Below are 14261 nucleotides of genomic sequence, written 5' to 3'. Positions count from 1 at the left end.
CGAGAGATTCCTACAGTGTCAGTTGCCCACGCTCCTCATCGGTCAGGCGCGCCCGGGCCTGGTCGCTCAAGGGGCCGGCGCCCAGGACCTGCACCGGGCTGTCGGGGTTGTAGCCCGGGGCGCGGCTGGCTTCTTCGCGCTGGCGTTGCACCGGCTCGGAGCCAAAGCCCAGCACTTCCACGGTGACGATCGAGGCCCGGCCCTGCTTGGCCGCCGCCTGCTGGTTGCGGGCGGCATCTTCCGCGGCCTGGGACGCGGCGGAGCCGGCGGCGCTGGCCGAGGTCATGGCGCCGGTGTTGACGGTGGCGCTCACCGGCACTCCGGAGGACTTGCCCTGGGTCTGGATGTTCGCCGCGTTGACCACCCGCAGCGCGGCAATGTTGACGTTGCCCGACACGCGAATCCCCGCCTCGCCGGCGTCGATGGTGCCCAGGGGCGCGATCAGGTCGATGTCGCCGGCCGGCACCTCGGGAATCGGGTTGAGGGTAGCGATCCCCGCCCCGGTGCTGGGCACCGACGGCGACAGGCCGACATTGCCCCAGTTGTCATAGACCCGTTTGGGCGGGGTGTAGACCACGGTGGTCTTGGAACCCCGGCCGGCGTTGATGTCGCCGGCCGCCGACCAGCCCATGATCGAGCCGCCGAAGGTGGTCATGATCCGGCTCTGGCCCAGGAGGATGCTGCCCAGGGAGTACAGCTGGATGTCCCCCGCGCCCTGGGTGATGACTCCCGCCGACGCCGGTGGCGCGGTGCCTTCGATGCCGAAAGTCTGGTTGCCGCCCGGGGTCAGCATCTGGATATTGCCGCCAAAGTTGGTGTGCACCCCGGCACCGCCGAACAGGGTGATGTCGCCCTTGTAGGTGATGGGGTTGCCGGCCACGTCGCTGCTCGGGAACAGCGCGGCAATCGCCGCCCGACCCCGGGCGTAGCTGCCCTGGCGCACACCGCCTTCCTGGTTGTACTCGCGGCCGGCGGCCTTGAGCTCGGCGAAATACACCTCGCGGGCGAACACCCGCTGCTGCTCGGCCGGCAGCGCCGCGTAATAGGCCCGGGCCTGGGCGCTATCACCGACGAAACCGAAGCGCGCGCCCAGCCAGCCCAACAGTTCGCTGTCATAGGTCTTGGCCACCTTGCCAGCCGACAGGCTCTCGCCGGGCTGGGCCAGATTGGCCGGCTCCAGGTAGGCCGCGACGAAACGGCGGAAGTCCGGGCCGTTGGCGCCGAACCCGGCCTGCATCACGATGCTCGCCCCGGGTCGGCTGTCCCCCGGCGCCACGGCGCCGAGGCTGGTGACGCTGACCTTGTCCTCCATCAGGATGTTGCGCCCCGCCGTCAGCTCCAGGGTGCCGGGGCCGGCGACGTTGAAGCTGCTGTAGAGGATGTCGCGGCCGGCACTGACCACCGAGATATCGTTGGGGTTGTTGTGCACGAACAGGTTGCCGGCAAAGCTGTAGCCGCCGAACTCCTTCTCGCCGCCCGTGGCACCGCCCAGTGGCGTGCCGCTGCTGACGATATCGCGCCCGGCCATCATCCATACCGGGCCTGCGCCGGCATGGTAGGTCTGCCCGTTACGCGGATCTTCCATGGTGGTGATGGTCAGTCTGCGCCCGCTGTTGACCCCCAGCAGGTCTCCGCTCAATGCATAGAAGCGCGCCGGCTCCTGGGGATTGCGCCACTGCAGGCTGGCGCTGTCGGGGCCAAAGGCGAACAACGGGGCAACGCCGATCTTGACCCGGCTGCCGTCGCTGGACAGGTTGCCACTGCCCAAGACCTCGACGCCGTTGAGGAAGCCGACGAATGCCGGTTTCCAGATCGTCGCCAGGCTGTCCGGCGCCGCGCTGGAGCGGCTGATGCTGAGGTCGCCACCGTAGATCGAATTGCCCGCCAGCAGTTGCAACTGCCCCAGGTTCGAAGGCGCCAGCACCAGAGCCCTGAGAGGCCCCAGGTTGCCCGCGTCCATGACCGAGGCCCGGCCGTAATACAGGCTGCCGCTGGCGGCGACAGCGCGCAATGTCGCGGGATAGACCGCCGCCATATCGGTTTCCGTGGTCTGGGTCAGCGGCGTGAGGTTGCCCCCGGCGGAGAACAGGTCCACCGCCGTGCGTTCGCTCCACAGGCTGAACCAGCTTTGCCCGATGCCGTTGACCGCCCCGCTCTTGAAGGCTTGGGCATTCATCTGCGGAGCACGCCCCGGGTCGGCCACATCCTGTAGCACCAGGTCGCCGCGGGTGGCCAGGCTGAAAGTGGCGTCTCCCGGCAACAGGCTCAAGCCCCCGGTGGCGATGGCCGAGGTGGCGCGAAGTGGCTCGTAGGCGCGGACCTCGCTCGGGCTCTGATCCACCCGCTGGTTGCCATAACGCAGGGTCAGGGCGCCCAGGGCGCCGCCGCTCAGTTGGGCATGGCCGCGCACATCAACCAGGGCGCCATTAAGATGGCCCTGGGTGATCTGGCTGCCCGGATTGAGCACCCCACCGACCCGCAGGTTGAGATCGCCACCCCCGGTCAGTTGCAGGCTGCCATCGGCCGCCACCCGCCCGGTGCTGCCTACCGCCAGCACCAGCCCCTGGCTGCGGGGGCTGATGTTTTGCGCCATGGAGTCCGCCGCCAGCGGCCGGAGGATCCCGCCGTCGCCCCCGACCTCGACATTCAGGTTGCCGCCGCCCAGGGTGCCGAACCCGGTGAACCCCAACAGCTGGTCGGCGGCGCCCTGGTTCATGTTGGGGGCGTAGGAGCCGAAGTTGATCCACCAGGCGGTGGCTTGCGCCTGGCTGCCGCTCACGCCATTGCCCTGGCGCCACAACCAGTTGCCGACGTTGGCCGAATCCTGCCCCAGGTCGCTGTTGACCGGGCGCTGCTGGTTGCTCGTCGCCAGGCTGGTGATGTTGCCGGTCAGGTTGCCCCCCACCTTCAGCAACAGGTTGCCGCCACCGTCCGGGTACCAGGCACGGTACAGGCTGTCGGGACCGCCATTGACCAGCTTCTCGTTGCCTCCGGCGATGTTGCCCAGCACCTTGTCGTTGCTGCCCAGGGCCCGTGGGCGGTTGTAAGGGTCGTTGGCCGCGGTGCCGGTGGAAGAACTGCCCGCGGTGTAGACACCAAACAGCGACTCCATGCTCAGGTTGCCCGCGGCCAGCAGGTCGAGGTCCGCCGCCCCGGTACGGATCACGCTGAAGCGGGTGCTGCCCCCCGCCAACAGGGTGTACTCATCGCCCCCCGAAGCGCAGTACCCCAGGTAGTCCTCGCAGATGCCGGGATAGGCTTCGTCGAAATCGATCGGCTGGCCCACCCGGCTGTCGTCGCCGAACCATCCCAGGGAGCCCTCCTCGGTCCAGACCAGGGTGCCCTGGCCGAACATCCCGTAGTGGCTGTCGGCCAGACGCAGGTGGCCGCTCAAGGGCTTGGGCTGCAGCAGGCGGCTGTCGGCGGCCTCGGTGTCGGCCCCCGCCACCAGGCGTATCGACCAGGACTGGGCACCTTCGGCGAGCATCGGCGCCACCGCCCAGTTCTTGCCCTGGCGGCCGGAGTCCTGGGCCCGCAGTTGTACCGAGGTCGCGCCCCCCGGCAACTTGACGTCGGTGCCCGCGGGCAACAGCGCGCCACGCAGCAGCGGCTTGTTGCCACTGAGGGTGACCATCTCCCTGCTGCCCAGGCGCCCGGGCAGTGGCACGCCCTTGGGCCAGGTCAGAGACGCGACGCTGGCGTCGCTGCCCAGCAGGTAACCGGCATCCAGGGTGCTGCCGGCAGCCAGGGTCTGGCCCTGGCTCAAGAGCGTGCCCGCGGCGAACAGCACATTGCCCGAAGCGTCGCGCACCGCTGCCGCCAGCACGGTCCCCGCCGGCAACACCAATGGCTGACTGAGGGTCGCCGCCACCGGCAGGCGGGTGCCCGCCGGCAGGGTCTGGGCCTTGATCGGCAGATCGAAATTGAGGATCGAGCCGGCCGGGAAGCGGCTGCCATCGGCCAGGGTCACGCCGGTGCCCGGCACCACCTGGACGCCGCCGGTGTAGTCGATACCGGCCAACAGCACCCAACCGTTGTCATCGTCGGTCGGCGGCGGTGGCGCAAAGCCGTCGTTGATGCTGCCGTAGATATTCAGGTCGCCGCCGGCGCGCAGGGTCAGGCTGCCCACCTCGCCCGAACCGTAGACATTGTCGTCCTTGCGGGTATGGGGATTGAGACTGGCGTAGCGATAACCGGACAGATCGAGATCGCCCTGCACCACCAGATCGCCATCCGCGGTTTTGCTGACGATTTCCACCCCGGGCCGCAGGTGCAAGGCATCGGCGTAGGTCGCGTTGTTCAGGCCGGCGAGCTTGTTCTGCAGCAGGTCGCTGTTCTGCAGCGCGGCGTTGATGAACGCCGTGCTCAAGTCATGTTTCTTTGTCAGATAGTCCTGGGTGATTTCCTGGTAGGGACGACCGCTGACGGCGTCGTTCTTCTGCGGCGCATCGTCATAACTGACCATGCCGTTGACCGCGATCGAACGCGCGCCCCGGATATCCAGCCGGCCACGGGCGTCGATGTCGATGTCGTTGCTGCTGCCGTCCGACTTGAACAGCCGCGGCGCGTTCAGCTCCAGGGTGCCGCGGCTGCGGCCGTCGTTCTGCCCCGCGGCGCTGCCCACGGCCACGTCGGTGCCATGGCGCAGGTCGATGCGCGCGCCATCGGCCAGGGTCAGCCGGCCCAGGCCGGAGCCGAGCACCACCGTGGCACGGTTGGGCGAGTCGATGATCTTGCCGTAGCTGTCCACCCGCAGCCGGCTGCCGTGGGCATCGAGCACCGCGCCGGCCTCCAGGGTCAGGCCGTTGCCTGCCGCCAGGTTGATGCTCCCGACCCGCTCGCCGCTGGCGTCGATCAGGCCATTGACCCGCAGGCTGCCGTGGTCCACCGAGACATTGACGCTGTTGGCCTTGACCCCGTTGCCGATGCTCAGGTCGCCCTGCTTGAGCTGAAAGCTGCGCGCACCAAAGACCTGGCCCTGGTTCAGACGCTGGTTGAGCGCGGCAAACTGCTCGTCCAGGGTGCCGCTGCCGCCCAGGCGCTGCGCCTGGATTTCCACCGCGCCCCCCAGGTACGGCACCTGGGTGCCGCCGGCATCGTAAGAGCCGCTGCTGGCGCCGAGGAGCTTGCCGGCCAGGTCCACCTGCCCGGCAGCACTGTCCAGCGCCACCGCCCGCAACTTGCCGGCCTGGTTGTTGCTGGCCGAGAGATCGATGGTCGCGCCGGCGGCCTGCAGTACATTGCCGGCGCGACTTTCCAGCAGCACTTCGCCACCGGCGCCATAGCGGGTCAGGTCGTTGAAGGCAATAGCCCGGCCCGCCACATCGATCAGCGAGCCGTCGGTCAGGCTGACATCCCCCCGAGCCCCCAGGGTCACCTTGCCGCTGGGCAGCACCACGGCGCTGGCCAGACGGATGCTGTCGCCCTGCAGGGACAGTTCCGCGCCCTGGCCATTGGCGGTGCCACGGGGCCCGGCCGAGGCGCTGATATCGATGGCGCCGCCGGCGGTGATGCGGTTCACCGAGCCGGCCTCGCCGGTCATCAGCGGGGTGAGGATGTTCAGGTTGCCGCCGCTGTAGGCAAAGCCCTTGACCGGGTCGTAGGCGCCCTGGCTCTGGTAGACCGCGAGGCTGCCCTTGTGGTTGGCGGTGATGCGCTGGCTGGCGTTCAGGTCGACGTTGGCAAAACCCAGGGCCAGGCGGTCGAAGGTTTGGGTCGAGCTGGGCTGGGCAAAGGCGCCATAGCCGAACTCGATGCGCTCGGCGTTGACCTCCAGGCGCCCGCTGCCGGTTCCGGCGCCCCCGGCCACCACCGCCCCGGCGGGCGTCTGCCCCCCCTGCCAGATCAGGTTGGCGGTGTGGATGCGCGCCACGTCGCTGGCCTCCCCGGCACCATAGATCGCCGGGGTGGAGAGCATCAGGTTGCTCAGCAGCGACTTGCCGGTCAGCGGGTCATAGGTGTCCAGGGTGGTGCTGCCATAGAAGTTGAACGCGTCGCGGGCCGAGAGCTGCAAGGTTTCCAGGGCCGGCGCGCCGAACCGGGTGTCGCCGTGCAGCAGGCGGTCGAGAACTTGCTGGGTCAGGGTCATGCCACTGGGCAGCCGGCCACCGGCCGCCGCGGCCGCCAAGGCTTCGGGGCTGCCGACATTGATCGTGTTCAAGCCCAGGTTCAGATGCCGGGTGCCGTAGCTCAGCTGGTCACCCAACTCGAAGTTCCTGTCGCTCAAGGCAACGATGCTGCCTTCGGAGTACAAGGCGGTCTGCCCGCTGCAAGGCGGGCTGGCGCAGCTGCCCAGCTTGATGCCGCCGCTGGTGCCTGAGGCCTTGCCCTTGTTGATCACATTCAGCAGGCCGTTGGACACCGCCAGCACGTTGGCCATCTGGTAGGTGAAACCGTCACGCGCGTCGTAGCTGGCCTTGCCCCGGCCGATGCTGTTGATCGAGGCGCCCTGCTCCACAACGATCGCCCCGGTATTGCTCACCAGGAACACTTCAGGGGCGGCCAGGGTCGCGCCCTCGCGCAGGGTGATCGAACCCTTGGCGGCATTCAGGCCCTCGGCCAGGGTGATGAAGTTGCCGGGCTGGCCATACTTGATCAGGGTCATGCCGCCGAGCATCAGGCGCGCGGCGCCCAGGGCATTGAGGCTCTCGGCCTCCAGGGTCACGCCGGCAAAACCGCTGGTGGCCGACCTGCCGGCCGCTACCACCTCGATATCGCCGTTGCCCATGTTCAGCACCGCCACGGTGCCGCCGTAGCCCCCGGCAGCGGCATCGAAGCGGCCGATGCCCTGGAAGGAGAAGGCCTGCGCACCGGCCCCCGGTTGCAGGGCCAGCTTGAGGGTCTTGGCATCCACCGGCAACATCGGCCGCGGCACCCCGAGCTTGGCCGCATCGGCCAGGGCAAATTGGGCGTAGCCGGTTTCGTTATATTGCGAATAGCGGCGCAAGGTGTCGGCCGAGGTCAGGATCAACTGGCTGGCGACGCTGTTGCTGATCCCGGTATGGGCGATCGACAAACGCCCGGCGGTGGACCAGGAGCCATTGCGCAACTGCTGCGTGGCGCCTTCGCTGCCCAGCCCGGCCAGGCCGTTGATCTCGACCCGGAAGGCCCCCGGCATCAGTGCATAGGTGGACGGCATCAGGGTGTAGGTGCCCGCCGCCAGCCCGGGCACCCCGGCGCCGATGCTGATCTGCTGGCCGATCAGCGGGTCCACCGCGCCGCCCTCCGGCGCCACGGGCGCATAGCCCGGCTGCACCCCGGGGACAATGGCGTAGATCGGGTTGCTGCCCAGGCCCGGGAGGACAAAGTTGCCGTTGGCGCCAATCTGCACCAGCGGGCTGTAGCGGGCATCGGTGGAGCCGCCGCGCCCGGAGACGAACCCGGCGCCCAGCAGCTCGCCGCCGCCAGACAGGTCCACGGTGGCGTCGGGCAGCACCTGCACCGACTTGCCACCTAGGATCACCCCGACGCTCAGGTCGCTGTTTTCATTCGCCAGGGAGCCCTGGCCGAGGAAGGTCACGGTCTTGCCGTTGTACTTGTAGATTTGCCCGTCGACCGTGCCGCCGTAGGGCAGCACCAGGCCCTTGCCGCTGACCGAGGTCAGGCTGCCGGGCAGCAGCTCGACCTTGCTCGAGCCCAGGTTACCGATCTCGATCAGGCCCAGGGGCGCGCGCACCACCCCGCCCTGCTTGATGGTGGCGGCGCCCAGTTGCAGGCGCCCGAAAGCCGAATAGGGCACGGCGCTCTGGCCGTTGCCGGTGCGGCCGATGGTCAGGGTCCGCGCGGGGTCGAAGTTGATGCTGACGCCCGAGGCGTCATTGAGGTAGCCTGCCAGCACCCGGGCCCCGACCTCGGTGGCCGGGTACAGTTGCGCCGCCCGCAGGGTCATGTCGCCGTGGGTCAGCAACTGGGTGCTGATGCCCTTGGCGATGACGTCCGCGCCGGCACCGGCGAGGAAACGCAAATCGCCCTGGCTGGTCAGTTGCACGTCATCGAAGCCCCGACGCTCGACACCCACCAGGCTGCTGTCCGCCTGGATCAGGTTGCCCTTGCTGCCGAACACCACGTTGCCGCGCACATCGATCAGCTGGGCGCTGGCATTGAACCGGGCCTGGGTGGCCCGTTGCGACGGCGTGCCGGTGGAGACCGGGCGCAGGTACTGGTCCTTGGCCTCCGGCGGCGCGAGGATGCCTGCCAGCAACAGGTACGGCGCCGACAGGTTGACCCGGGAGTTGGCCGCGGCGCCCTCGCTCAGGTTCAGCGCGCCGCTGTACAGGCGCAGGCTCTGGCCCATGTTCAGCGACACGTCGCCGTCAAAGCTCAGCAGGCCGTTGCTCAGCAACGCCAGATTGTCGAAACCGCCGGCGCGGACCTGATCCACCCCGAGGCGCCCATGACCGTATTCCAGGCCCGCGGCCGCCGCCTCGGCACTGTCCGGCAACGTGCTGCCCTGGTGGACCTGGCTGAGCACCAGTTCCCGCGCCTTGAGCACCCGGTCGTTGACCGCGTTCTTGATGTAGTACGGGCTTTCCAGGGCCAGGGACAAGCTGCCCCCCGCCGCCCCGGCGCCGCCGGCCCGGGCGACGAAGCTGCCGTCCAGGTACAGGCCGTTGTTGGAGGCGAAGCTGATGCTGCCACCGTTGCTGGCCACCTGCACCCGACCCTGGCCGGGAATGTCCAGGGCCGCCTGAGCGCCGGAAGCCTCAAGGCGCGCGCCCTCGCGCACCACCACGAACAGGTCGCTGGCCTTGGCGATGCCGGTGGCCAGGTCGATCTCGCCGCCGATGGCGATCTTGCCGCCATCGCGCACCTGGCCGTAATGGCGCCCACGGTTGTCCACCGCGCTCACCGCCCGCGCCGCAACATCGATCAGCGCCTGTTCGCCAACCCAGATCGACCGCCCATGACCGGCGGCATTGGCCGCTTCGGCGCTGGCCGGCGGCAGGCTCAGGCCACCGAGGCTGACGCTGCCGCCCCAGGCATTGAGGGTGCCGTTCATGGTCAGTTGGCCGACGCTGCGCAGGTTGATCGCCTGCCCCGGGTCGACGCTGATCACCGCGCCCTGCCCCACGTTCAACGCGGTGCTGGCCAGTTGGGCAGCCGTGGCGTACTGATTGCCGGCGCTCAGGGTCAGCCCGGCGCCACGGCGCTGGGTCAACACGCCCTTGAGCGGATCCTGCTGGTACAGCTCCGGCAGCCAGCGCTCCAGCACCGTGGCCGGGTCGCTGCCGGTGGCACTGCTGCCGGCCTGGGGCCCGACGCGGTAGACCGGCAGGTTGACCTCGACCTTGGCGCCGTCGGCCACGGTCAGGCCCTCGTTGCCGGTGATGTCGTAGGCGCCGAAGCCCTTGTTGAAGAAGCCCTCGGCCAGTTGCAGGGTGCCGGCTTGCGCGGCGACATCCTTGGCACCGATCAGCACCTTGTGCGCCTGCAAGGCCAGGGTGCCGCCGCCGTTGACCCCATAGCCGCGCAGCTCGCCGTTCAGATCGAGCTTGCCGTCGGCGGCCAGGGTCACGTCGCCGCCCTTGCCGCCCGTGGCCTTGCCGTCGTAGCCGAGGCTGGCACCGGAGCTGGCGTCCACCAGGGTGCCGTTGCCCAGGTTGAGGTCGCCGCTGCTGCGCAACGACAGCTTGCCGCCGTGGATAAAGGCCAGGCCGCTGTTGTCCGCAGGGTCCAGGGCCAGATTGCTCCAGCGCCCGGACACGTCGAGCTTGACCCCGGCGGCCACATCGACCCGGGCCTGGGCGCCGCCGCTGGGCGCGAGGATCACGTCGCCGACCACGAAGTTGCGGTTCACATCCACCTGCTTCAGCACGTTGCCGGCGTTGAGGCTGCCGCCATGGGCGGTCAGGTTGGCATTGAGCTGCACCTGGGGCCCGAACAGGGTGATGTCGCCACCGTCGGCCACCTTCAGCACGCCGTTGACCTGGATCTGCTGCTTGGCGCCGACCTTGATCGCCCCCAGCTGGAAACCGTTGAGCTGATCGCTGTCGAGCACCAACTGGCCCTGGCGATTGGCCGGAAGGGCCGTGGCGAGATCCAGGCCGTCGGCGATCTTCTGCTGGTTGCCGGCGATCAGCACCTGATCGGTGCTGGCCCCCAGGGCATGGCCCAGGGTGCCGGTGGTCTTGTTGTAGATCGGCGTGTAGTTGCCAATGATCAGTTGCGCGCGCTGGGCCGCGGCCTTGTGCGACTGCTGGTAGCCGTCGAGCTTGACGTTGGGCGCCTGGGTCTGGCGGTCGCCCTTGAACACCTCGCTGATCAACTGGCCTTCGAGCACCGCGTTGCCGGTGCCGATCACCAGCTTGCCGGCGTCGCGGCCCACGGTATAACCGGCTTCGTAGCGGCGCTGCTGGGCGATCAGCGGGTTGTAGTAGTAATCGGTGCGGCCCCAGCGCGGGCTGCTGTCCACATAGCCCTTGTAGAGGCCGGTGTAGAGCAGGTCCCCCGGGGCCCGGGAGAGTTCGTACAGGCGCCCGTCCACGCCCTTGAGCCAGGTCTGCTGGATGTAACCGGCCTGCACGTCGACGGTGCCACCGGAGAGGTTCAACTGGGCGCCGGACTGGGTCACCACGTCCTTGCCGGTGAAGGTCAGGGTGCCGCCCTGGGCCATCCACTCGCCGATGTTGTGGCCCTGGGTGCCCAGGTAGCCGCCCACTTCCAGCAGGCCACCGGCGGTGTACCAGCGGTCGGTGGCGTAGCCGTTGGTGCCGGCCGGGACGAACACCAGCTCGCGCAGGTCGACCCAGACATCGTTGTTGATCAACTGGCCGCTGTCGCGGTTGCCCGCCGAGTCGCGCTGCTCGTTGCCCTGGACGTTGATCTTGATGGTGTTGGACTCCATCGCCACCTTGACCCCGACCGCGCCCGCGACATCGATCACCGCGCCATCGCGCACCAGGCTGCGCTGGCCGGCGCTGACCGCCACCTGGCCACCGGTGGCCAGGGTGATGGAGCCGTTCTGGAAGTCCACGGTGCCACCGCTGACGATCTCCACCCGCGACTGGTCGCTGCGGTCGGCGACGCTGCTGAGGTTGTTGAACTGGCCGGTGATCAGGTTGGTCGGGGTGCCGTCGAGGTTGATCTGGCCATTGTTGCGCTGGCTGTCCAGGGCGGTGCTGCCACTGCTGTCCAGCAGGATCGCGGTGGTGCTGCCCTGCCCCAGGGTCACGCTGCCGGTGCCGTCGCTGGCGGCGTTGAGCAAGTGAATCGTGCCGCGGGTGTCCACCGAGGTGCTGGCCAGGGCCACGCCGTTCTGCTGCACCCGGTGCCCGGTGAGGGTGATGTCGCCGGTCGACGCCATGATCAGGCCGCTGTTGCTGACGTTGCCGGCGCTGCTGCCGGGCTTGAGCGCGGTGGCGACTTCATTGCCGCGGGTGGTCGAATGCTGGTTGCCACTGGTGCCGACCCCACGGCGGATGTAGAAACTGTCACCCGCGGCCAGGGTGGTCTGGCCCTTGGCGGTGACGATGGTGCCGGCGTTCTCCACCTCCGCGCCCAGCAGCAAGGCGTAGCCACCGGATTCGGTGGAGCTGGCCGCCGGGTGGGTCTGGATCAGCGCGCCGCGCTGCACCTGGACCTTGCCCAGGGCGTCGGTGAAGGTCGGCTGGGTGCCGTTGGCGTCGACATAGAGCCCGCGCTGGGTGAACTGCTCGTCGCTGATGCTGGCCGCGGCCGCCACCAGGTTGCGCACGTTGACCTGGCTGGTGCCGCTGAAGATCACCCCGTTGCGGTTCATGATCATCACCGTGCCGGCGCCCTTGATCTGGCCCTGGATCTCGCTGGGCCGACCGTTGGGGTCATTGACCTTGTTCAGCAGCGCCCAGTTGGACTGCTGCTGGAAGTCGACCGTGGTGTTGCGCCCGACGTTGAAGGTTTCCCAGTTGAGGATGGCCTTGTCGGCGGTCTGTTCGATGGTCACCGTGGTCTTGCCACCGGACTGGCTCTGCACCGGCCCCTTGGCGTTGATCCAGCCCTGGGTCAGGCTGTTGTCGACCTTCAGCCCGCCCTGGCCGAGGCCATCGGGAATCTGGCTCACCGTGCCAAACGCCGCCTGACGCGCGGCGGCCTGGGCCGCCTGCTGGGCGGCGATGGCGGCGACCGTGGAATTGAGGTTGCTCAAGGAACGCTGCAACTGCTGATTGGCCCGGGTCTGCTGCGACAGCGGTGGAATCCCCGGCACCTGGCCGCTAGTGCGCGCGGCCGTGGCGGCCTGGGACGCGCCCTTGTCGGCGAACCAGCCGGAGCTGAAGGCCGTGGCGCCATGGGCGCTGCCGGCCATCATCAACAAGGCGATGGCATGGGCCAGGGGCTTGAGCCGCAGGATCGGCAGTTCGCCGTCATGGCGCATGGCTGGGGATTTGACCGGTGGTTTGCAGCGAACCATTACTACTCATCCTTTGTGATGACGCCCAGGGGTGCGCGACGCTTGTATGGCCCAGGGCACGCGTCACTGCTTCAGGGAATAGGCCGTTGGCGCGGGGCGCGACCGAACGGATGTCACGGAAAATTCATCTGCGGGGTGTAAGTGCCGCAAAAAACAAAATCAGCAACGGCCGGAGCCGTTGCTGATCGGGTGTTGCGAACAGCCCAAGGGCCGTTTACTGCGGACGACCGATGTTGTTGCAGACGTTGCTGTTGCCGATGCTCAGGCCGTTGGAGGCGGTCAGGAAGGTGGTGCGGATCACGCCCTTCCAGGACGCCGGCAGTGGCACGAAACGGTTGGCCTGGATGGCGTCGTCGTTGTTCGACGAAGTGTTCTGGCCGTAGTGACGGGCGAAGAAGTCACGCACTTGGCTGGTCTGAGTGGCGTCGGCGTAGCACTGGCTGAAGATCAGGTTGGTGAAACCCAGGATCGGGTAGCCGCTGTCCGGGTAAGGCACGGTGCCCGCAACGCCGGCCTTGCCAAAGACCGGAACCCACTTGTCCGGATTGGCACGGTCCGCCAGGGCTGGGATCGCCACCCCACCGATGGCGGCGGAAACGTTGCCAGGAGCCGGCGAGACACCGGCGACGCGGGCGACCTTGGTCGCATCGTCCAGGCCAGCCAGGGTCGGCGCGGCGTAGTCCGGGCTCATGTAGGTGATGCGGCTGTCGGCGGCGTTCAGCGCGGTCATCACGCCCTGGCTGCCGGTCGCGGCCACAGCACCGGCAGGCAGACCGCCGGTGTAGCTGGAGGCGAAGGTGGTGGTGACGTTGAAGGTGCCGGTCTCGGCGCACTTGGCGTTGAGGAAGCGGGTGAACAGCTCGGTGGTGCCGCTGCTTTCGCTACGGTAAACCACGGTGAGGGGGCCGGTACGGCCGGAAGACGGGATATCTTCCCACTTCGACAAGCGCCCCGAGAACACGCCACACAGCTGATCGACGCTCAGGTCAACGGCGGTGGCACCGGCCTTGTTGAACGGAATGGCAACCGAAGTGGCCACCGAAGGCACCTGGATCAGCGGGCCCCAGGCAGCGTTGTGAGCCGCGGCGTAGTTGGACAGCTCGGTGCTGCTGAGCTTGGAGTCGCTACCGGCCCAATGCACGTTCTTGCCGGTAGTGCCGGCCACGAACTTGGTGTAGTCGTTGTTCAGGAAGGCAGCCTTGCCATTGCCGCTGCCTACGCCGATGTAGGGAGCGAAGCCGGCGGTCAGTACGCCAGCGGTCTGGTACAGCGGTTGTGGCAGGGTGGCGCCACCGCCGTTGATATCAGCCAGGGCAGCCTGTGCCGAGCACAGGGCTGCCAGGGTCAGGGATGCCGCGAGAACGTTGCGCTTAAACATGAAGAATCTCCTTTCGTCGTGTTCGTACGTTGGGTGAATAGCGCTTGCATGACGCCATGGCACTCGGGCCAGAAGCCTTGATCCAGACGGCTTGATGGGTGAGGCCATGGGAAGAGAAGTTCGCAGTTTCCGGTGACAGATAAAGGAAAAAACCTCGGGAGAAACCGACTGTTTTTGCAAAAGATTCTCGGGTGTTCAGCAAGGGTTTTCCGGCCTTTGCCGGCAAGGTGACAGCAAGATTGCCCGAGCTGGCGCCGGCATCGCTCTGCAAGCGCCGAAGGTGGCGCAGACAGCGCCGGAACATGACAGAACAAGGAACCCGAGCTTGGCCGATGGCCGGGGCGGGAGTGAGGTAGGCAGCGTGAAATTTTCTGGCTGTCCCGCCCTGCGCTTCGGACCACACCTTCGCTACGCCTCTCGTAGGAGCCGGCTTGCCGGCGAAGGGGCCCGCAAGACCTGCATCGCCGGTGCCGACGCCTTCGCTGGCAAGCCAGCTCC

Annotated in this window: 2 protein-coding genes; both read right to left on the bottom strand. The window is 68.1% G+C overall.

The features are described from left to right. Positions 1-10: 10 nt before the first annotated feature. A complete protein-coding gene (locus ACMGG8_RS18175; protein ID WP_414158071.1) occupies positions 11-12385 on the bottom strand; it encodes a filamentous haemagglutinin family protein in 12375 nt (4124 codons plus the stop codon). A 214-nt stretch (positions 12386-12599) separates the two neighbouring features. Continuing rightward, positions 12600-13763, bottom strand: coding sequence for a substrate-binding domain-containing protein (locus ACMGG8_RS18170; RefSeq protein ID WP_060839528.1), 1164 nt, complete (start codon positions 13761-13763; stop codon positions 12600-12602). Positions 13764-14261: the final 498 nt, after the last annotated feature.

The sequence above is a fragment of the Pseudomonas sp. BNK-45 genome (assembly GCF_047456255.1).
Lineage (GTDB): Bacteria > Pseudomonadota > Gammaproteobacteria > Pseudomonadales > Pseudomonadaceae > Aquipseudomonas.
Note: the sequence above shows the minus strand (reverse complement) of the source record. Positions and strands in the feature narration are given on the sequence as shown.

Coding starts and splice junctions, on each gene's coding strand:
- ACMGG8_RS18170 (WP_060839528.1), bottom strand. CDS start 13,763: ATGTTTAAGCGCAACGTTCTCGCGGCATCCCTGACCCTGGCAGCCCTG.
- ACMGG8_RS18175 (WP_414158071.1), bottom strand. CDS start 12,385: ATGGTTCGCTGCAAACCACCGGTCAAATCCCCAGCCATGCGCCATGAC.